Origin of the sequence: Paraburkholderia lebeckiae (assembly GCF_050436225.1) — a bacterium.
GTDB classification, from domain to species: Bacteria; Pseudomonadota; Gammaproteobacteria; order Burkholderiales; family Burkholderiaceae; genus Paraburkholderia; species Paraburkholderia tuberum.
Genome location: NZ_JBNDLU010000004.1, coordinates 1 through 21,620, shown reverse-complemented (window position 1 = coordinate 21,620; position 21,620 = coordinate 1). Strand labels below are relative to the sequence as shown.

The 21,620-nt window shown below is 60.6% G+C and carries 17 protein-coding genes; 9 read left to right on the top strand and 8 right to left on the bottom strand.

Features of this window, described 5'->3' with window-relative positions:
- The first annotated feature begins 133 nt into the window (after positions 1-133).
- From OKW45_RS39490 to OKW45_RS39480, 3 genes are all read left to right on the top strand, one after another.
- Positions 134-3,472: a beta strand repeat-containing protein gene (locus OKW45_RS39490; protein WP_429474074.1), complete on the top strand. Its 3,339-nt coding sequence runs from the start codon at positions 134-136 to the stop codon at positions 3,470-3,472.
- Between the two features lie 204 nt (positions 3,473-3,676).
- The gene (locus OKW45_RS39485; protein ID WP_429474073.1) at positions 3,677-3,922 is read left to right on the top strand and encodes a hypothetical protein; all 246 of its coding nucleotides are present in this window, start codon (positions 3,677-3,679) and stop codon (positions 3,920-3,922) included.
- Positions 3,923-4,206: 284 nt separating this feature from the next.
- The gene (locus OKW45_RS39480) at positions 4,207-4,476 is read left to right on the top strand and encodes a sigma factor-like helix-turn-helix DNA-binding protein (protein ID WP_429474072.1); all 270 of its coding nucleotides are present in this window, start codon (positions 4,207-4,209) and stop codon (positions 4,474-4,476) included.
- 738 nt (positions 4,477-5,214) lie between these two features.
- On the opposite strand, the gene gmd is transcribed toward OKW45_RS39480, so the two are convergent.
- The 7 genes from gmd to OKW45_RS39445 all read right to left on the bottom strand — a co-directional run bounded on the left by gmd (position 5,215) and on the right by OKW45_RS39445 (position 13,718).
- On the bottom strand, positions 5,215-6,219 hold the full coding sequence (gene gmd, locus OKW45_RS39475; protein ID WP_429474071.1) for a GDP-mannose 4,6-dehydratase: 1,005 nt from the start codon (positions 6,217-6,219) through the stop codon (positions 5,215-5,217).
- Between the two features lie 164 nt (positions 6,220-6,383).
- Entirely contained in the window at positions 6,384-7,352 is a 969-nt protein-coding gene (locus OKW45_RS39470; RefSeq protein ID WP_429474070.1) for an acyltransferase family protein, read from the bottom strand.
- Positions 7,352-8,371 (bottom strand): class I SAM-dependent methyltransferase, encoded by a 1,020-nt coding sequence (locus tag OKW45_RS39465; RefSeq protein WP_429474069.1) that lies wholly within the window; start codon positions 8,369-8,371, stop codon positions 7,352-7,354. The genes OKW45_RS39470 and OKW45_RS39465 overlap by 1 nt, the downstream gene beginning before the upstream one ends.
- Positions 8,372-8,380: 9 nt before the next feature.
- Positions 8,381-11,341, bottom strand: a complete 2,961-nt coding sequence (locus OKW45_RS39460; protein WP_429474068.1) for a glycosyltransferase — start codon at positions 11,339-11,341, stop codon at positions 8,381-8,383.
- Complete coding sequence (locus OKW45_RS39455; protein WP_429474067.1) at positions 11,334-11,633, bottom strand: hypothetical protein; 300 nt, start codon at positions 11,631-11,633, stop codon at positions 11,334-11,336. Before OKW45_RS39455 ends, OKW45_RS39460 begins: the two co-directional genes overlap by 8 nt.
- 25 nt (positions 11,634-11,658) lie before the next feature.
- Positions 11,659-12,939, bottom strand: coding sequence for an ABC transporter ATP-binding protein (locus OKW45_RS39450; protein ID WP_429474066.1), 1,281 nt, complete (start codon positions 12,937-12,939; stop codon positions 11,659-11,661).
- On the bottom strand, positions 12,936-13,718 hold the full coding sequence (locus tag OKW45_RS39445) for an ABC transporter permease (protein ID WP_429474065.1): 783 nt from the start codon (positions 13,716-13,718) through the stop codon (positions 12,936-12,938). Before OKW45_RS39445 ends, OKW45_RS39450 begins: the two co-directional genes overlap by 4 nt.
- A gap of 87 nt (positions 13,719-13,805) precedes the next feature.
- Between OKW45_RS39445 and OKW45_RS39440 the strand changes: the two genes are divergently transcribed.
- The 4 genes from OKW45_RS39440 (at position 13,806) to OKW45_RS39425 (ending at position 18,989) form a co-directional block, all read left to right on the top strand.
- The gene (locus OKW45_RS39440) at positions 13,806-14,141 is read left to right on the top strand and encodes a hypothetical protein (RefSeq protein WP_429474064.1); all 336 of its coding nucleotides are present in this window, start codon (positions 13,806-13,808) and stop codon (positions 14,139-14,141) included.
- Positions 14,142-14,355: 214 nt separating this feature from the next.
- On the top strand, positions 14,356-16,119 hold the full coding sequence (locus OKW45_RS39435; protein WP_429474063.1) for a type I secretion system permease/ATPase: 1,764 nt from the start codon (positions 14,356-14,358) through the stop codon (positions 16,117-16,119).
- 13 nt (positions 16,120-16,132) lie between these two features.
- Positions 16,133-17,497, top strand: a complete 1,365-nt coding sequence (locus OKW45_RS39430) for an HlyD family type I secretion periplasmic adaptor subunit (RefSeq protein WP_429474062.1) — start codon at positions 16,133-16,135, stop codon at positions 17,495-17,497.
- Position 17,498: 1 nt separating this feature from the next.
- Positions 17,499-18,989, top strand: coding sequence for a TolC family outer membrane protein (locus OKW45_RS39425; RefSeq protein ID WP_429474061.1), 1,491 nt, complete (start codon positions 17,499-17,501; stop codon positions 18,987-18,989).
- Between the two features lie 45 nt (positions 18,990-19,034).
- Here OKW45_RS39425 and OKW45_RS39420 read toward each other — a convergent pair whose 3' ends face one another.
- Complete coding sequence (locus OKW45_RS39420; RefSeq protein ID WP_429474060.1) at positions 19,035-19,322, bottom strand: hypothetical protein; 288 nt, start codon at positions 19,320-19,322, stop codon at positions 19,035-19,037.
- Positions 19,323-19,805: 483 nt separating this feature from the next.
- Between OKW45_RS39420 and OKW45_RS39415 the strand changes: the two genes are divergently transcribed.
- A complete protein-coding gene (locus OKW45_RS39415) occupies positions 19,806-20,261 on the top strand; it encodes a hypothetical protein (protein WP_429474059.1) in 456 nt (151 codons plus the stop codon).
- A 465-nt stretch (positions 20,262-20,726) separates the two neighbouring features.
- On the top strand, positions 20,727-20,960 hold the full coding sequence (locus OKW45_RS39410) for a hypothetical protein (protein ID WP_429474058.1): 234 nt from the start codon (positions 20,727-20,729) through the stop codon (positions 20,958-20,960).
- The last annotated feature ends 660 nt before the right edge of the window (positions 20,961-21,620 follow it).

The following is a 21,620-nucleotide window of genomic DNA, read 5'->3' as shown; positions in this document are numbered from 1 at the left end:
CAATAGGAGGATGGCTGAGAATTCCATCCCTGTATATGTGTAATTCTGTAACCGTAACAGCTCAGATGCGTTGCTCGTGCTGAAGCGTTTTGGTTAATAAGACGTTAGTATCCATATCTAGGGGTAAATCTACATGACGGTTTCGGTCGATCAAACCATTGCAGCATGCTACGTTGCGTTTTTCGGGCGCAGCCCCGACCAGCAGGGCCTGCAGTATTGGGAACAAGTAGCGCAGAATTCCGGTTTGTCCGGCATTGCGCTGACGGAAAGCATCGCTGCCGGCTTTGCGAATAATCCGAGCTTCGCGTCCACCTACGGCACCCTCGGCAATGCGGCGTTCGTGGATGCCATCTATCAGAACATCGGTGGCACCGCCCCCGATGCAGCAGGTGCGGCGTACTGGACCAACCTGCTCAACAATGGCGAATCCCGCGCCAAGGTCGTCGGCGATTTTGTCTATGGCGTGCTGAACATGTCTGCCGCCGACATTCAGACCGAGGTGACTAACGGCACAATCACTGCCGCCGAGGCGACCGATGCCCTGCAACGTCAGCAATATCTGCTCAACCGTTCGGATGTGGCACTGACCTACACGACCGCGATGGGTGCCGGTTCCGATATGGCGCCGACCACCAACCAGCTCGACCCGGCGTCGCTCGCCAACGATCCGGCATACCAGGCATCGCAGGCTATTCTGAACAACGTCACGGCCGATCCGGCAACGGTTACTGCTGCAAATACCTATTTGTCGTCTGGTACGCCGACCTCAGCCGGTATCATTGCTACGTTTGGCGGCAATGTCGCTACCTCGACGTTCACGCTCACTACGGGTGTGGATAACCTGACGGGCGTCGCCGGTGACAACAACGTCTTCTACGCTGTGCTGGACGCGGCCAACAGCACTCCGTCGTATACGCTGAATGCGGGTGACGTGATTAACGGTGGCACGGGCTCCAACAATACGTTGGATATCGTGGTAACCGGCAACCCGACCATCAATCTCGCGACCGAAACCATCACCAACATTCAGAATCTGGTGATTAACTCTGCCGACGGCTACCTTAACCAGACCATCAACCTGCCCGGCTCCAACGGATTCAGCAGCGTTACGGTGGTGAACCCCGACTATGTGACGGTCCAGGGAATCAACGAGGGAGCGAGCGCTACTGTTCAGGCAGCTGCAAATGGCTCTTCCGCTTATGCCAAGTTTGACTTCAACTCCACCACGGCCACCTCGGTGACCATGAACGATACGGTGACTGGAGCGGCTGGCGTCACCGACTACACGGAAGGCGACTTCTATCACGGTGAGGAGGGTGCAGGGCTCGCCAACGCAACCACCATCAATGCGACGCTGAACGTGCAGAACGCGAGTATCGTGAATGGTGGCGGTGAGGCCGATGGCTACCAGGACATCTACGCGGAGAATGCCGGCAACAAGGGCGCGGCGATTACGGCCAACGTGAACATGACCAACCTGTCCACGGATGGCTCCAACGAATACCACGAAGCAGAAACGGACATTTATCAGACCGGCGATGCCGTCGTGACGGCCAACATCAACATGACCAACGCGTCGGGTTGGGCTGAGGTCGATGCAAATGACAACAATGGTGTCACGGCAGACCCGACCAAGAACGTGGCCAACATCACGCTGAACAACGTCTCCGCCGGGTATGGCGACACCGGTGTCGAAGCTTCTGGCTTCGATACGGTGAATGTGAACGTTACCGGCAATGCGGTGCTCGATGATGGGTTGTACTTCTACGAGAACGATTCGACCGCGACGTCCACCAACTCGCAGACCGTGACGATTAACGCCTCGGCCAACCTGACGTCCGCAGAAACAGAGCTCGACGAAAGCGGCAGCACGCACCTGGTGGTGACCGGTAGCGGCAACGTGAATCTGGGCACGTATGATGGGACGTCTGATACGCTGAGCGCCACCGTCACCAGCACGATTGACGCCTCGGCCCTCACGGGCAACCTGACTGTTGTGCTGGACACCGAAATCAGCTCGTTCATCGGTGGCAGTGGCAATAACGCGCTGCTGGCTACGTCATACGGTTCGATTGCCGCAGGCGCGACCATTGACGGCGGCGTGGGTGGCATGAACACCATCTCGGCATCGCTGGTCAACGCCGGCGACTCGGCCAACATCAAGGACTTCCAGATTCTCGACGTGGACGGATTTGGCAACAGCGCTGGCAACGGTGTGCTTGACGCTTCGCTGCTTTCGAGCTCGGTTAGCGGTGTCGCCATTTCCAGCACGGGGACGGATGGCACGGCCACGCTGTTGAACCTTGGTGCTAACGTGACGGTGACCGATTCGACGGTAAACACGGATTCGGACCTGGTTCTGACTCACGCAGGTACGGGCACGAACTCGCTCGCGGTGAACTTCGAATCGAACTCGACTACCGGCGACGGTGATATTGACTCTATCGTCTCGACCGGCGATACGACCGTCAGCATCTCGTCCGATGGCGTTGCCACGGCTGTGACCGATGACTACAACGTGCTCGGCACGCTGGCAGAAACCGACAACGTATTGACCAAAGTTTCGGTCAAGGGTGCCACGTTCTTCGAACTTGATCATGTCAATACGAATACCGGTGCTATGACTGCAACGGCTGACGTGGCTTCATCGTTGAAGACCATCGATGCGTCGGCGACCACTGGCGGCGTCTCCATTGAGGCGGGTTATAAACAGTCAATCGACGGAACCTACTACACCACGTACACGGGCCTGACCATCCATGGCGGCACGGGTGGTGACGAGATTACCAACGGGGCTGACAATGGCGTGATTGTCGAAGGTGCGACCGCAGCTACCGTGACGCAAGGCTACGATAGCGACACCGGGTTTGCTAATACGCTGACGGTGACGGGCAGCCATGCCACCATCAACGACTCGGCTTCGGCGGCTACCGATGATTTGTTCCTGAACGGCTTCAGCGACAGTGCGACGCTGGGTTCGGGCAAGGGCGTCAGCGTGACCGTTGCAGACGACACCTTTGATACGTCTGGCGCAGCGAAGCTGGGCGACGTGGCGACGGTGACGCTTGGTACCGGCACCGCGACCATTACGGACAACCTGCTCTACAACGCAGTTAATTCGTCGACCACGTCATTGAACACGAACGGCGACATTCTGGCGCTGAACGGCACGCTGCACGGCGAAACGATTAGCTTCGCGAACGTGGCGAATACGGCCACCACGCTTGGCGCAGCGTCGTCGGTTGCCGGTGCCCAAACGTTCGACCAGGCCGTGTATCTGGCTGACCACCAGACGGGTGTTGCGGCCCACACGGTCGTGTGGTTCCAGTACGCTGGCAACACGTACGTGGAAGCAACCGGCGCGACCTCGACGACGGATGCACACGATGCCCAACTCGTCAAGATTGCGGGTACGGTCGACCTGTCGCACGCGACGGTGAGCGCTGCAAACCACGCCATTACGTTTGCCTAAAGCTGACGGTCCGGGGCAACGCCTCGGGGGAGTTCCGGATTAAAAGCTTGACGTGACGACCCCGCTCCTCGCAAGAGGCAGCGGGGTTTTTCACTTGGATAACTAGGTGAAGTTTTCCGCTATCACGTTTGCCGTTTTTTTTGGTTTTTAAACGTCTCCAATTCACATGTCACACGCAGAGAACCCCGGTTCGCGGGCGAAAGCATGATGCCGCGCTGGCTAATTCCGCTGGGCCGCTGGAAGGTCCGCGCTGAATCGACCAGCGGGAAGGCCACCATCGGCGTATCTGGCCGGGCGCTGTCCGACTCTTCGCAACAGGGTGCTGCGTATCACCTCGCGCTCACACCGGACCAGGCTCACGAGCTGATTTCCGGACTCAATCTCGCGCTGCTCGAACTCGAACTGCAGCGGACCGCCGACCTCGCGCGCGCTGCCGAAGGCGCAGGGTAGCCGCTGCCCGTTTGCCGGCCGCCCGCATTCGGAGGGTATCCAACATGCCGCATCATAAGAACCGTACGCGCGACGAAGAAAACGCGAACGCACCTTCGCTTTTGCCGGTACGCTGCGTATTCCACGCCAAACCGAACGCTAATTCCACAGCAAACCGAGCACGGATTCCACAGCAAAGCGAGCGCCGATTCCACGGCAAACCGGGCAGGAATTCCACGACTGCCCGAGCGCGAATTCCACGCGTAACCGAGCAGTAAGGTGGAGGGACCGCGACGCGGATAACCATGGCACGCTCGACGATTTTGTCGGGCGGCCGAATGTCGAATAAAAGGTTATCCATGCGTCAAATCAGGGAAGTGCTGCGCCTGCGTTTCGTATGCGAACGTAGCCAGCGCGAGATCGCGACGACGATCGGCGCTTCGAGCGCGACGGTCTGGGACTACCTGGACCGGGCCCGGCGTGCACAACTGGACTTCGGGAAGGCCATGTCGATGGACGACGCGGCGCTCGAGGCGCTGCTGTTTCCGCCGCCACCGTCGCTGAGTCGGACATGATCTGAACGTGCCGGCTGCATGCCGGCTTTCGCAAAATGGATCCCGTTGACCCGGCCTGCCAGGAAAACATGACTGCCAGCATGGGCGGCGAGGCTTGATGACGCGGACACGCGTGGATACTCCCGGATGCAGGCAAGGTAAGCGGCCGGCAAACGATCGGGCTGCAAGGCGAGGGCCGTTTCCGCTTGCTGCTGCGCGTGCTGCCGTTCGCCACAAGGCTGTCGCGGTGATAAACGTGTTCCGGAGCAGCAACGAATGTTTTGGTTATCCTGAATGACAGCCCACGCTTGCTCAGCCGGTTCAATCCACGTGACCGCCAGAAGCGCAGACCGTTGTACGGACAGCAAAGGCGCACGCGGCAGATCCTTGCGCGTGCGCATCGTGCGATGGGACTCGCGGGCGAATGTCAGTTGCATTGATCGGGCCGTGCTGGTCTGCTGCTACTGTTTTGCCGGGAAGGCGTGGCATGCAGGCCAGCTCTCACGTTTCGTCGTGAGCTTTCGGACTGCCCTCGGGCGTTTGTGCACGGATCCCGCGGCGAATAACCCGAACGGAAGCACGGGCATGGCGGCACAGCAGATTCCTGAAGAGCCGCCCTGACACGATCTCCCGCGCCTGCAATGCGAACGCACCTGAGGGCGCCTGGTCAACTGGCCAGACGCCTGTCCCGATGAACCGGGAAGTGCACACAGGCGTCACGCAAAGGCTTCTTGCCTTCCTTCCCGCCGGACGCTGTGCTCATGCGGCCAGTCTTGCCCTGGCGTCGGGCTGCCCATTTGAGACGCGACGCAGATCGGCTTCTACCATCATCGCGATCAGCTGCTCAAGCGAGGTTTTGGCCTCCCAGCCAATCTGCGCACGCGCCTTCCCAGGGTCCCCAAGAAGGACGTCCACTTCGGCAGGACGGAAGAATGCCGGATCGATCACGACGTGATCCTCCATGTTCAGGCCAACGTGGCTGAAGGCAATCCGGCACATTTCACGTACCGTGGTGGTGCGTCCCGTCGCAATGACATAATCGTCCGGCGTATCCTGCTGAAGCATCAGCCACATTGCCTCGACGTAGTCCCCGGCAAATCCCCAGTCGCGCTTCGCATCGATATTGCCAAGGCGAAGCTCGCTGGTCAGGCCGAGCTTGATGCGGGCGACGGCATCGGTCACCTTGCGGGTAACGAATTCGAGGCCGCGAAGGGGCGATTCATGGTTGAAAAGAATGCCGCTGCTCGCGTGCAGGCCGTAGCTTTCGCGGTAATTGACGGTCAGCCAGTGCGCGTACAGCTTGGCAACGCCATACGGGCTTCGCGGGTAGAAAGGCGTCGTCTCACTTTGTTTTTCCGCTTGGATCAGGCCAAACATTTCACTGGTCGACGCCTGATAGAAGCGTGCCTGCGAATTGACCATGCGCATGGCTTCCAGCAGGTTGGCCGCCCCTAAGCCTGTCACTTGGGCGGTCAGCAGTGGCTGGTTCCACGAAGCACCGACAAAGCTCTGGGCGGCGAGGTTATACACTTCATCGGCCCGGGAAGCCTGCATGCTGCGGATAAGCGAGGACGAATCGGTCAGGTCCCCGTCGATGAGCCTGACATCGGCATCGATGCCCAGCTCGCGTAGCCGCCACAGGGTGTCAGTGGAGCGACGGGCCACAAGCCCCCATACGTCATAGCCTTTTTGCAGCAGCAACTGCGCGAGATAGGCGCCGTCCTGCCCGGTGATGCCAGTAATCAATGCGTATCTTGTTGTCATGATTGTTTCTGGATGCGCTGCTCCAGTCCTTTACGATTTCATGGTGGGGAGTATCAAATGGGATCTGCGGCTGCCGTCCAAGCCTGACTTGTTTCGCACTACAGACGATAGTCTGTCGACAAAAGATTGTCTCGTCAGGCTGGTGATTTTTTTCTCGCCTCTGGTCATGCTGATAGCCGTTCAAAGCGCCGGACCTTTGTCCAGACGGCCCGTTCCAGCACGTAATGGGTAACAAGTGCGAGCAGGGAACTCAGCGCAAGTACGGCAGTGGCCTGAACCGGCCGCACCGCGCCGGGCTGCACATGGAGCGACCACAGGGCGGGAAAATGCCACACGAACACGCCGTACGAGAGGTTGGCGAGCAGCCGGTCAAGGCTCTTCCACACGCCCGTCGGGCGCGCGAGGCGCAGGACCTTCAACACGGGCAATCCCAGCACGAGTCCTAGCGCGACCTCGCGGTTATAGGGGACGGCTGGCCCATGCATCAGCAGCATCAGCAGGTAAGCCGCCATCAGCAGCCAGAATGCGAGCAGGATGGAGTGGAGGCGGGGCTGCCGCATTGCGCCCCCGGCCAGAAAGATGAAGAGCACGCCCGGCAGCAGCCGATAGCCGAAATGGTCCGTATCAAGCCACTGTAGCTGGGCCGCAGCAAAGACGGCCAGGCTGGCCAGCATGACCAGCGCCAACCGTCGTGGTGAGAGGCCCAGCAGCCACGGGGCCACCAGATAGAACTGCAGTTCGACGGCCAGCGACCAGGCTGGTGGCACGAGCACGAAACTGTCGAACCCGGTGTACATGAAGTAGCCCAACGGGATGACGAGGAGGTTGGCCAGCCACTCGAAAAGACCGGGACTGCGTAGCAAAAAGGGCGATTGGGCGCCGGCCCGCCAGAGCACGGCGGCGACGAGCAGGGCGCAAAAATACTGCGGCAGGATGCGCCACAGGCGGTCTGCATAGAAACGGGTTGTCGCGGCAGGCTGGCTCTGCCATTTTTGCCACAGTCCTGCCACGACGTGACCAGCGAGCAGGTAGAAGATGACAACGGCGATCACACCGGGGTTCAGGCCAGCCATGCTGTAGCCAAGATGGCTCAGCAGGACGAGGCTCGCGAGCAGATAACGCAGAGTACCCATCAGACGGCGTGAGGTACAAAACCGAACACGGTGTAGTTCGCGTACAGCCGCTGTGGTTCATCCGTGCACACGCCGGCAAGGGGCTCAGGAAGCGTGTAGAGCACGCCCACGTCACGCAGCCCCAGCCATTGCAGGACAAAGCCCAGATAGTTATCAGAGAGCGGCTTCTGGTGGGTAGGGTCGGTGTAGAAGCCGTTGACGGCCAGCGGGTGGCGCATGTTGATCGTTTCCACGAGTAACACCCCGCCAGGCATCAGGCGTTTCACACAGGCTTCGAGCGTCGGCAGGATCTGCGCGGGCGCCAGGTGTTCAATCACCTGGAACATTGTGATACCGGCAAACTGTTCGCCAGTGTCGCGCAGGAAGTCCTCCGCGCTCGCGTGCACCGCATCGAGCCCGGCAGACGCGGCACGCTGCACCTCGGTAGTGGACAGATCCACCCCGACCGCTGGGACCTGTGCCTCGCGCAGGAAGGCGAGGAATTCTCCTGCACCACAGCCTATGTCGAGCACCCTGCCGCCCGCTCGGGTCGCCTTTTGCAGCAGGGGCAGGTAAGCCTGATACTGCTCCCGCAGGACGGTGCTATGGCCTCCCCCCATCTCACTATAATAGGAGTAGAACGCCTGTTCGCGTTCGACTGGCGACAGCGCGGCGAGCGGGCGGCCGATACGCTGCTCGGCACGTTCGATCCAGTTGGGCGCAGCAACCATCCAGGCAAACTCCAGCGACTCATCGTGAATGAGCCGAAGCAGAGGCCTGAGCTTCGCAAGCTGGCGGTGCGTGTCCTCCCCGGACGCTTCCAGGTGGTCCAGCCGTTGCCCGATGAGCGCGAGCGACGCCTCCATCCGGTCAAGGCGCCCGTTATGTTCGATGACAGCCGATTCGAGCCAGGCCAGCCGCTCTGCATGACGGTTCTGTTCAATGGCGACCGCTTCGAGCCGGGCCAGCCGGTGTGCCAGAAAAGGAAAAGCCTTCAGTGACCGGTAACCCTGGTTCAGCCAGGTCCTGATGCGACGCATGCTGACTCCTTACGCGCAGGGAATGAGAGGCGCGGCCAGCCAGGCCGGGTCGTTCAGCCAGGCCAGAATCGACGGGACAATGTCATCAGCCGATGAGACGGATGATGGCGGCAGACAGGCCGTACGCCATGCATACAGGCCTGGCGTGTCCGACACCGCTGAGCTCGAGCCAAGCCAGGCATCGTCGTGCCCTGTCAGCACGGATTCTTCGGGCAGCGTGGCCGGAATACGCAGCAGCTCACAAACAGCAGCCCGCGCCGTTTTCCAGTGACCGTCCACCCGGTGCACGCACTCAAGCCGCCAGGGCGTGGGCAACGCCTTGACCAGTTGCGGCAACCACGCGGACAGCCGGTCAGCGCTCTGGGCGGTGAGGTCGACGATCAGCGAAGGAGGGCGGCTCATCCGCCGGTTGCGGGTGATGCAGGCTGACAGGGTCGCGATGTCGGCGTCGGCAAGCATCGGGCCGACGTCGATCGCGGCGATGTCGTCAAACAGACGCAGTTCATGCGCGAGCGGTGCATCGCGATAAAACGCTTCGATGCTGTCAAAGTAGCTGCGCGCGACCTGCGCCGGTGTATGTTCGCGGCGCACGTAGTCGCGCCCCTGTTGCGCCAAGTTCGCGCGCCACACAGAATCCAGGAACAGCCGCTCCAGTGCCGATGCCAGTTCCTGTGTTTCGAACCGGTCGGGCAGTCGCACGCCCACTTCGGCGGGCAGCTCTGCGGCGGTTCCGTGCGCATTGAACACCAGTGCCAGGCCATGGGTCAGGCAGTCAAAGACTGCAGCGGAAGTTTCTCCACGCGACAGGGTGCGCAATTGAACACCCACATCCCCGGCGGCCAGCCAGTCGGCATAGTCAGCCGCCTTTGCATATCCCGTAATCGAGATGTTGCGACTGCGTTTAAGTGCAGCCTTGACCTGGTGGTGGTATTCCACGGCAGCTTCCTGGCCAACGAATACCAGACAGGCATCGGGATGCGTGGCGAGCGCACAGGCCTGCCAGGCCTCGATCAGTTGCAGGTTGAGCTTGGTGTTGCCCATGAACCCGAAAGAACACACCACGAACGCATCGGCGGGCACTCCGAGCCTGGATCGTGCATCGGTACGCGATACGCTCGACACGGGCGGATGGGCAAACGGCACGCGCACAAGGCGGCGGGCATAAGCTTGCCCGTAGGTGCTCGATGCGAGATCGACTGCGTACTGCGAATGCACCAGTGCGCCCATGGCGAAGTCCAGTACTGCCCGGTTGGCCGGAAAAGTCATGGCAGCCGATGCGGTATCGCCGTGTGCCAGATCCTGCAGGGCGGTGTAACCGTGCGAGCGCAGCAGACCGGCGCGGAATGCGAGCGGCTCCTGGGCACGAGACTCGGCATAGTTGAGCATGCCGCTCAGGAAGTAGTCATGCAGCATGACCACGCCGGGTATGGCTCTGATCAGCGGCAGCATGTGCGTGTGAAATTCGCTGTTACCGACGTGATACAGGACCCGGTCGTAGCGACCCGCGTGCTGCTGGAACCAGCTGATGGTGCGAACCGGAAAGCTCGAGCGCAGCCAGTCATCTTCGACCTCACCAGCCTGGATGATCAGTTCAATATCGTAATGGCGCGCCAGCTCGGGAAGGAGCCCGGCACTGTAGTCGGCAATGCCGCTTCGCTGCGCTGGAAGGGGTGACAGGTAGGCAAGCCGTGGTCGTCGGAGCGGGACGGACGCCGGTACCGCATGTATGCGGGAGGCCGGCACCGAGGCTTCGAGGGCGGCGAGCGCCCGTTTTGCGCTTGCCTGCCATGAGAACTGCTTTGATCTCGCCAGCCCGTGTTCGCGCAGACGTAGAAGGAATGCTTCGTCCTGCAGCGCGCGCGCCATCGCCGCAGCGATATCCGCGGGCCGGGCAGGATCGAACAGTGCGTCTTCGCGGCCCAGTACCTCGGGAATGCTACTGAGACTGGAGCCGATTGCCGGCGTACCACAGGCCATCGCTTCCAGCACGGGCAGTCCGAATCCTTCGTGCAGCGAAGGAAACACAAACAGCCTCGCAAGGTTATATAACTGCACCAGCTCGTCTTCGGGCACAAAGCCGGTCAGAACCAGCTCATGATCCGAGAGCCCATGTCGGCGGGCAGCGGTCTGCAACCGCTGACGGTCCAGGGGCTGCACGCTGCACACAATCACAAGCTGCAGGGCTGTGCGCATGATGGCAGGCAGCATCGCATAGGCCTGGATGAGGCCCTCGATATTCTTCCGGTAGTCAATGCCCCCTGTATAGAGGACAAACTCACCCCTGATGCCGTAACGCTGCTGCAAGGCAGCGCGTTGTTCCTGCGTCACGTCCAGCGGGCGGAAGTGATCGTCGATGGCAGACGAGATATTCACGACGCGCTCAGGCGCCGAGCCCAGCACGGTGATGGCTTCCTGACGCGAGCTTTCCGAAATGGCCAGCTGCAGCTGCGCGTTCTTTGCAAACTGCAGACGACGGTAGTACCAGCGCCGCGCATTGGGATCGGCCAGATAGACGGATGCGTGCAGGTACGGAATGAGATCGTACAGGGTAATAGCAACCGTCTGTGCGATGCCCGGTACCGGTTCAACCGAACAGACCGCATCATCGCCCAGCCCTTCGAACAGGCTCGCGATATGAACGCAGTCCGGTTTCAGCTGCCGGATGACGTGATTACGGATGCGCTCGGCAGCAAGCAGCCGGGTGAAATGCGTCGGATCGACTTCCGTGCAGGCTGCAGGCAGGGAGATCACGTGTATGTTCTCGCGCCCCACCAGCGGGGCGAACATCTGCCGCAATCCCGTTACGGTTTCCGGGAAGCGGTCAGTCAGAAGCAGGCTGATGCGGTGTGCGTGCCCGCCCTGTGTGGCCATTGCGCGGGCCAGCGCCAGAGAATAACGGCCGATACCACGGTCGCGACTGCCGGTCGTCTGGCAGGCCTGCAGGTCAATGAGAAGATGCATGTTAGTCATGACGGCGTGCGTCCATGGCACGCTGGAAAAGATAGCTGATGTGATCCACTCCAGGCGCTGTCAGGTCGGGCACCATCGGCTGCGTGCCGGGCGTGCCGGGCGTGCCGGGCGTGCCGGGCGTGGCTGAGGCCTGCGGCACGACGGGCATGACCGCTACCGTATCCCCCTCCAGGATGCGACGGACCGCCCAGCGCTTGAGGGCGGGAAATCTGGCGGCCGTATCCAGGACAAGACGGTACAACGCTGGACGTCCGAGGACGAAAAACCTGAACGCCACCAGGTTATTGCGCAATGAGACGCGAAAACGGACACGGGCTCTAGTTATGAACATGGTTGGCTACAACGTCTTGCGTTACGTCAGTGAGCTGCGTGCCATTCGGGCCACGCTGGAGGGTGAGACAGGGCTCGATCCAGTTACACCCGGCAAAAAGTCGATGCGTGCGATTGACCACCTCAAATACGAGTGCAAGGTCCCGCCATTCGTAATTCTTTTCGTGATGATCCTGCCGGCTTGTCAGCGCAGTGGATATGGAATAGGAGCCCGGACCCAGGCGTGCTTCAAACTGGAACTGGAATTCAATCGTTTCGCCCGCCTGCAGGTTCTGCAGGACCTGCTGCTGGTGGTAGGTATTGGTGCCGTAAATGGACTGGCCAAGGCGATCTCGCAGCAGGTAACCGAGCACGAGCTGTTCGACCGGCTGCCTGATGACGACGCGCAGATACAGACAGACCGAGGTGCCCACCTCCACGATTTCTACCGCCTTGCCATGGACATCGCGCAGTTCGAGCGCGACCACTGCAGCCTCACCGGTTCCAGACACGGTCTGCGCCTGTCCGTTTTGCTGGGGCTCCGAGCGGACTGTTTCCATGCCCTGATGGCCGATGATGGCATTGTAAAAATCCATCGCCTCGGCGGGTTCGGCATCCCTGACTATCGTCCCGCTGTGCAGCACCAGTGCGCGATCGCACAGGCTCATGATCGCCGCGCGGTCATGCGAGACGATCAGCAGACTGGTGCCAAGCTCACGAAACCCGGCGATCCGGTCAAAGCTCTTGTGCTGAAAGTAGGCATCCCCGACCGACAGCGCCTCGTCAACGATGAGTACGTCCGGGCGAAATGCGGTGACCGCGGCAAAGCCCACCCGCATCTGCATGCCACTCGAATAGATTCTGACAGGCTGGTCAAAATACTCGCCGATTTCCGCAAACGCTTCGACGTCGTCAATGACGCTGTCGATTTCCTTTGCTGTCCGCCCCATCAGTGACAGGCTGTGCCGCGCGTTCTGCCGGCCGGTCAGCTCAGGGTTAAAGCCCATCCCCAGCTCCAGGATGGAGCCGACCGTACCTGCGATATCAATGCGCCCTTCACTGGGGACAAGCGTTCCGGTAATGAGCTTGAGCAATGTACTTTTGCCTGCGCCGTTCTGCCCGACAATGCCAACCGACACGCCGCGCGCGACCTCGAATTCAACGTTGCGCAACACCCAGTGCTCGCTTTGCGGCTGGATGCGTTTATTGAACCACGAGCGAACACGCTGAAACTCCGAGCGGTACGCCCGGAATGACTTCCCGAGGTTTGAGATGCGGATAACACTCATAGCATGTCAACGATTTCGGGTCTTGCCCGCCTATACAGCAGCATTGCCAGCATGATCAGCACGACCCCTGAGAGCAGCACGGCAAGCACGCCTGGGAGCGCGGGCATGCGATGAAAGACCAGCACGGCCTGGTAAGCGCTGACGATCTGGAACATTGGATTGAACTGGTAAATCCAGCGGTAAGGCTCCGGTATGACCTCGATCGTGTAGACGATCGGTGTGAACCAGAAGGCGAATTGCAGAACGACGGGCATGATCTGCCCGATGTCGCGCATGAAGACGTTCAGCGTGCCCAGAATCAGTCCGAGACCTAATGCGAATGCCACGGTTGCCAGGATCAGCAGCGGCAGAACGAGCATCTTCAGGCTTGGCAGGTGCCCGACAAGTCCGAAGATCACGGTGACCGCGGCCAGCAGAAGCAGATTGCTGACCAGCGCGGACCCGGAGATGATCAGCGGCAGGCACATGGCCGGAAAAGAAATCTTTTTCAGCAGATGCGCATTGGCGGTGAACACACCCAGACACCGGTTGATGATTTCCGAAAAAAGGGACCACGCGACGCTACCGGCGGTCAGATAGATCGCGTAGGAAAAAGGGCCGCTGAGCCCCTTCAGGCGACTTCCCATCAGGGAGGACAGAATCAGCGCGTACATCGATACCTCGAGCAGCGGGTGCAATAACATCCACAAGCCACCGAGCTTGCTGCCGGCAAAGCGCACACGCTGCTCGGTCAGGATCGATGAGAGGACGAAGTCGCGATATGCCCAGGCAAAACGCAATCTCTGGATCATCGCACGCCGCATGTTGCTTTAAAGGCACGTGGTGATCGCAAAGGACCGGCAGTTTCTCGGCTGCCCATGTCGGACATGGCATCACTGATAAAAGAAAAAGTTGTCTTCATTATTCATTCCCGATTGCCGCGCCTCGATGTCCAGGTGTCGTCGCGACCTCAAAACCGCTCCATCGTTCTATTCATGCGCGTCGTATCCATTCCGCCCGACGCAGGCGATATCGCCACGATTCAGGGCCAGACGTCAGGAGCTCATATCAGCCGCGATCGTAGTTACGCCTTCATGTGCAATGCCGAAGGCAACGTGCGGCACGTCCCCGTTTCGCAAGACGACATCACAGCGACAACAGCCATACCGGCCAGACTGAAAGCCGGAAGACCGGAAAACGAGGCGAGCATATACGGTCACTGACTGTCTTTGACGGGTCGCCCCTCAAGCGGCGCTAGTATCTCGCGTCTTTAGTCAAATTCATGTGATCGCCGTCACATTCCATCGCGCGCTGATCGAGCAGAATGTCGCCGTCGTCATCGAAGGGTGTCGGTAACCTAAAACAGATCAGCATGAGGCCGGCCGAAGCAAAGTCGGGAATCGCGGGCACATGTGCAAGCGGATCCGCGTTAAAAGAATGAAAAAAATCAAACTCCCGTCGAACGAAATTGTTCAGGCGCTGCTCGGCTACCGCCGGGTGTTCCGGACAATTGGCGTGTTCAGCATGCTCATCAACCTGTTGATGCTTGTGCCATCGCTGTACATGCTGCAGGTCTACGACCGCGTACTGCCAAGCCGCAACGGTGTCACGCTGGCTATGCTGACACTGATGATGGTAGGCATGTATGCGCTGAGCGCCGCACTTGAATATGTTCGCAGTTTCATTGTCATCCGCATTGGCGCGAAACTGGACAACCACCTGAATACGCGCGTCTATACCGCGGCCTTCGAAACGAACCTCAGGCAGCAGGGCGTCAACGCGGGGCAGTCGCTTAACGACCTGACCACGATTCGTCAGTTCGTGACGGGCAATGCGCTGTTCGCGTTTTTTGATGCGCCGTGGTTTCCCATCTACCTGATCGTTATTTTCATCTTCAACGTCTGGCTCGGCGTCTTTGCCCTGGCCGGCGCGGCGCTGCTGGTTGCGCTCGCGATCGTGAACGAGCGTGTCTCCCGGCGCCCCCTGTCGGAAGCCACTGCCCTGTCGATCCGCTCGAGTTCGCTGGCCACCAGCAACCTGCGCAACGCGGAGGTCATCGAGGCGATGGGCATGCTGCCGAATCTGATGTCGCGCTGGACGATACTGAACACGGGCTTTCTCGCGCGGCAGGCCGAGGCAAGCGAGAAGGCCGCGCTGGTGGGCAATATCACCAAGTTCGTCCGGCTCACACAGCAGTCTCTCGTGCTGGGCATTGGCGCACTGCTTGCCATCGATGGCAAGATCTCGCCCGGCATGATGATCGCTGGCTCGATCCTGATGGGCCGTGTACTCAGCCCGCTCGAAATGATCATTTCTGTGTGGCGACAATGGAGCAGCGCGAAAAGTGCATATGAGCGGCTTGTCGAGCTGCTTGAAGGCAATCCACCGCGCCGCATCGGCATGAGCCTGCCAGCGCCGGCCGGTCGCCTGACACTTGAAGCGGTCAGTGCCGCGCCCCCGGGCGCACGGGTGCCCGTGCTGCAGGGACTCTCCTTTGCGATTGAGCCCGGGGATATCGTCGGGGTGATCGGACCCAGTGCGTCCGGGAAATCGACGCTTGCCCGGCTGATGGTTGGCGTATGGCCTGCCGCGATCGGCACCGTGCGACTTGACGGCGCTGACATCTATCAATGGGACAAGGACCAGCTCGGCCCGCACATCGGCTATCTGCCGCAGGACATTGAACTGTTCGGCGGTTCAATCGCCGAGAACATTGCACGTTTCGGCCAGATCGACGCGGACAGGATCGTCGAGGCAGCGCGCCTTGCGGGCGTGCACGACATGATTCTTCGTTTGCCGCAGGGCTATGACACCCTGATCGGCGATCGTGGCGCCGGGCTCTCCGGCGGCCAGAAACAGCGCATTGGTCTTGCCCGTGCGCTGTATGGCAGCCCCGCGCTGATCGTGCTTGACGAGCCCAACTCCAACCTTGACGAGACGGGCGAAGCCGCGCTGAAACTGGCGATAGAGAGCCTGCACGCCGCTAACAGGACCGTGGTGCTGATCACCCATCGCACCAGCATCATCGCAGCTACAACCAAACTGCTGCTGCTGGTCGAAGGACAGGTGAGACTGTTCGGCCCGACCGCTCAGGTGCTTGCCGCGCTCCAGAATGCGCCCGCACAGCAGGCCGCCGCCAGCAGGCCAGCCTCCGCAGGCAGCACCGAATCCACCACCGAGACCGCAGAAGTCCCGGCCTGATCCGAAGATTCCCATGTTTAATCCTGCTAGCAAGAAGGCCGGCCTGCCCGCCGCCGAGATACTGGGTACGGCGTTGCCGCCGGCCCTCGACACCGACGAATCGCGTTACGTAAAGGTGGGCTGGACCATTGTTCTCGTGGGCGTGGTCGGCTCGCTGCTCTGGGCGACATTTGCTCCGCTGAGCAAAGGCGTGCCGGTGGAGGGGACAGTTGTCGTCACCGGTAATCGCAAGGCAATACAGCATCCTACGGGCGGCATCATCCAGGACATTCTGGTGAGCGAGGGTGACGAGGTGAAGGCTGGACAGATCCTCGTCAGGATGAACGACGTGCAGGCGCGCGCGCAGGCAGCGACGATCCGCGCGCAGTACCTGTCGGAACTCGTGCTGAAGGCGCGCCTCGTGGCCGAAGCGACAAACGCGAAAACGATCACCTTTGCGCCGGAACTCGTGGCGAGTGCTGCGGCACACGACCAGCAGGTCGAGGACGACATGCGTCTGCAGGAGCAGTTGCTGGTCACGCGCCGGCTTGCGCTGCAATCCTCGCTCGGCGCACTGCGCCAGACCGTTTCGGGTTACAGCGCGGAACTTGCAGCTACGAACCAGTCCCGCGCCTACAAGCTCGCCGAACAGAAGACGCTTGGCAGCCAGCTGGAGGGGATGCAGCAACTCGCAGACGAAGGCTATGCGCCCCGTTCGAAACTGCAGGATCTGGAGCGCGAAGACGCGCAACTCGACAGCGAGATTTCCACGCAGGCCGGCGCGACCGGCCAGCTGGCAAGCCAGATTGCTGAAGCACGCCTGCGCGCCGCGCAGCAGCAGGAAGACTACATGAAGGATGTGCGCACGCAACTCACGGACGTGCAGCGCGACACTGAAGCACTGCGCAGCCGCCTGGACGCAGGTGACTTCGAACTCGCCAACAGCGAGGTTCGCTCCCCGGTCGACGGCACGGTGGTCGGTGTGAATGTCTTTACCAACGGCGGTGTCGTTGCAGCCGGTGCGAAGCTGATGGAAATCGTGCCAAGCGGTGAACCCCTGGAGGTCGAAGGCGAACTGCCGGTTAATCTGGTCGACAAGGTCAGGCAGGGTATGCCGGTCGACATGATGTTCACCGCCTTCAACCAGAACAGCACACCCAGAATCCCAGGTACCCTGACGTTCATCTCGGCCGACCGGCTGGTCAATGACCACACGGGCGCGCCTTATTACCGGGTGCGCGCCATGGTTACGCCGCAGGGGATGAAGCTGTTGAAGCCCCTGAAAATCAGACCGGGCATGCCGGTCGAGGTGTTCGTCAACGCCGGGCAGCGCTCGTTGCTCAGCTACCTCCTGAAGCCGGTCATCGATCGCGCGCATACGGCACTCACGGAGGATTGACGTGCAGACTGCGATGACACGTACGCGCGATACGTCGCGCGGCTTCGGCCATGCCATGGCGCAGCGATCCCGACCACGTGGCGTTGCCATTCGCATCGGGGTACTGATTGTCTTTACGCTGGGGCCTGTTCAGGCCTCGCATGCACTTGGCCTCGCCGATGCCTACGAAGCGGCTCTCCAACATGACCCCCTCTACGCTGCAGCGGCACAGGAAAAGGCGGCCGGCGACGCGAACCGCGCGATAGGTCGATCCTATCTGTTGCCGAGCCTCTCGGCCAACTATGCGAACTATCGGGATTGGACGCGCACGACCTATCTCGATTCGCAAAACGGGAACCAGTCAATCAACCAGACCTATCACGCCTATTCCGCCGGCGTATCGCTGCGCCAGCCGCTGATCAACTACGAAGGACTCGCCCGCTACCGTTACGGCAAGGCGGTGGCACTGGCCAGTGACGCGACCTTTGACGATCGCGGCGAGGACCTGCTGGTGCGCGTTCTGACCGCGTACACGGACACCGTGTTCGCATTCGATCAGCTTGCGCTTGCTTCTGCCCAGACAACGGCACTGGACGAGCAGCTCGCGGTCAACGAAGCCATGCTCAGGAGCGGTGAAGGCACGCGCACGGATGTCCTTGAGACAAGGGCGAAGCTCGAACTGGCCCGGTCCGATGTTGCCGATGCGCAGGACTCACTTGACAATGCTGCGCACGCGCTCGATGCAGTGACCGGTGTGCCCCTCTCAGCCGACGTTGCAAAGCTCGACCGGCTGAGCGATGCCTTTCAGCCTTCGATGCCGTCTCCGGCCGGTTTTGAGCAGTGGCGCGATATCGCCCTGGACAGCAATGCCGAACTGATTGCTGAACGACACACGGTTGAGGCGGCCAGGCAGCAGCTCGAAGTGGTGCACGCAGGCTTTTACCCCCACGTCGACCTCGTTGCAAGTATCGGCCAAAACCAGTCAAACACGGTTGACATTATCGGGCAGCGCTACTTTACCAAGGCAGCGGGCATTGAAGTCACTATCCCGCTTTACTCGGGCGGGCTCGTCAGGGCAAGTTCCGAGCAGGCCAGCGCAAATTACCAGAAAACGCAGTTCGAACTGCAGGACGAGACGAACAAGGTGCTGCTCGAGCTACGCAAGCAGTACAACCTGTGCGTGAGCAGCCTTAGCAGGATCCGCGCCCTGCAAAGCGCAGTGGACTCCGCCACGCTGCTGATCACAGCGACGCACAAGAGCGTGCAGGCCGGCACGCGGACCAATTTCGACGTGTTGAGCGCCACACAGCAGCTGTATCAGGCGAGGCGCGATCTGGCGCGTGCGCGCTATCAGTATATGATTGCAAATCTCTCGCTCAGACACGCGGCAGGAATACTGACTGCGCAGGATCTTTACGAGACGGCCCGATGGTTCACGCCCCCGGGTGCGCTTACACCTATTGCCAAAGCCGGTGCGCCGGCGCCGGTAGCGCGCCAGGCGCACGCCATGTGACGGTTCGTCGCTGTAACCTTTTGCGCCGTGGGCGTTGTCGCCAGTTCAGTTTCCAAGAAGCCCGTAGGCCGCACCCAGTGCGAAGGGGTCCTGCAGCGGCTCGGCGTCATGGCGGTCTGTTCGCCCCGACGGCGCGCTGAACACCACGACGTTCGATGCGCCCGCGTCTTCGAGGCATTGGGTCGCAGACGCATTCTCGAGGAGTTCCTTGAGTTCATTGAGCAGCGCGGCTGCGCTTTCGCATTGCAGAAGAAAGCGTCGCGTCGAGGTGCGATCGTCGCCCGCGTCCGATTCCTGCTGCACAACGAAGGAAACGTCCACATGACGTGGCATTGCCGCAGGCTTGATGACCCACGCCGTTATCAGGAGCTTCGGGTCGCCTTTCGCGCCATGTGCCGACCTTCTTTTAGCATTCGACCCGGATGTCATTGGATTATTTGTATTCAGATAGGAACGGCGCGCGAGGCAGCCCTGAAGGACATGGCAACCACTACGCTCGGACGTAATTTATCGCAGGCGTGACATCCAGGCTGTGCGGACGGGCACATTCCTGTGCTGTTTGATGCTGGTTTGACAGCGAAAGCAGGCTTTTTGCGGGTATCGCGACGACCCTTCGCAGGTAATATGCCGGCGCCGGGCAGGGCTAACGAGCGAAAAGAGGACAAAACGACGTCGGTCACAAGATGGACCACGCCTTTCAGCACTCGATAAATCGATACTATCGTCGCCACCTAGAGCGTGGGTCGTGAACGATGGCAACCTGACCTTGCCCCTGTTTGGCGAATCCCATAACCTAGGGAATTACGCAGCCTCGCCTTGTTGGGCTGGAACCAGTTTTTCTCGAACTTCATGGGGCTGCAGGTTACCGCACACATCCGCTTCAAGGGCGGCGCTCACCGGACCCTTAGCCTGCCGTTGCCGCTGAAATCGTGGCAACGATGGATCACCCCCGCCGCGGTGATCGAGGAGATTGACGCACTGCTCAATCACCATACTGTCCTGCAGATCGCGAATATTCTGAACGAACGTGGTGCGCCGTCGGGCACGGGTAGGCCCTTCAATACAAAAATGGTCGCGCGCCTGCAGCGCAACTACTGTTTGAAGCCACGCTATGACCGGTTGCGCGAAGCGGGTCTCCTGACGCTCCAAGAGATGGCCGACGCGCTCCACGTCACGCCGACGAGCGTGAAGATATGGAACCCGTCGCGGACTCATCCGCGGTCACGCCTACAGCGACAAGAACGAGTGCCTGTACGACCCGCCGGGCAGTAACGCGCCCAGAAAGGCGATTGGCGTCAAGCTGTCCTGCCGGCGTCGCCATCCCGACGTCGTTTCTGATCGCCGCGAGGAGGTGTAGTGTGAAGCGCAAGCCTTATCGAGGCAGCTGCTCCGGCGACTCATCGACCGCTGCATACGGAACTGACCCACAAGCTCCTGGCGGTATGGTGTACGAGGCCGGCCGGTGGACGCCGCGAGGTGACGGCACGAAACAACGCCTGCATCAGCATGACTTCCGGCGCAAGCGCGGCTGGGCGGCACGTGATCTCCTCCTGCGGCATCCCGAGAATGCGCACAGGCCCGGTTAAAAAGACGATCCGTCTGCCCGAAAAGCTCGTTACTGCATTGTTTTTCCGCCTACCCATACGAGGCCATCATCGTGGCTGCCCCAGGCGGCGAGCACTAGGTTCTTGATCTCGCGTTAAAATTGCCCTCTTCATTCGTCAGGAGCGTACTGTCATGCACCACCCAGCCGACCTTGCGGAGCACCGCGCCGAATCAGGCCCGGGGGACCGGTCGATCTGCCTTGAAGCTCATGGGTTCCTGAACCAGTCGTATGATTCACTCGACAGCCTGCTGCGCGACATCACGCATTCCAACAGGGAGCAATCAGTGGATCACGCCGGTGCCGCAGACTTGACCTTGATTGGCCTGCCCGAGGGCCTCATATCTTTGGGCCATCTGTTCCTGTAAAGGCGACCCGCTCCCGCGACACGATTCCGATAAAACATGGCTGGTGTCTGGGTAAATGCGCTAGCAGTCGTCGGCGACTCCTCCTACCGGTAACGCAGGCTCAATGGCGCGATCCGTTTCGGCGGGCGATCAAACCTCGAAGGGATTTCATCGACGCCATGTGTGCTCGCGGCGTGACGGTCGCCGCTATCGGCTCAGGCCGGTGGTAAATGTCCGCGGCAAACGCGCTCGGCGCGGACATGCTGTGCCAGCATCCTCACATCAGGGGCCTCCTGTGCGGGCAACGACCCTCGGACAATCAATGCCAAAAGCCATACAGCCCGTCCCGTCCAACTGAAGGGCAAGGCATTTCCCTGCGAAATTGGGCGAGTTCGAGGTGGATACCACCCTCAAGCCCGATCGCCGGGCGAAAGAAACAGGCGCAGCGAAGGCAAACATGCGAACAGCGCCTCCCAGTTGCACGAAAAACGACCGGTTACGTACCTCTCGCCGGACGTGTACGAAAATCAGGCAAAACGAGTTTTGTGCATACCCGAAGGCCAGTTTCGTCCAGAGCAGGGCTGATGCCAGATGAGATGTCTGACAATGCGGCGTGACCGGCAATACCCCAATCGAAGGAAACAGCACGATGGACTATCGCGTCAGCTACGAGCACAGCCT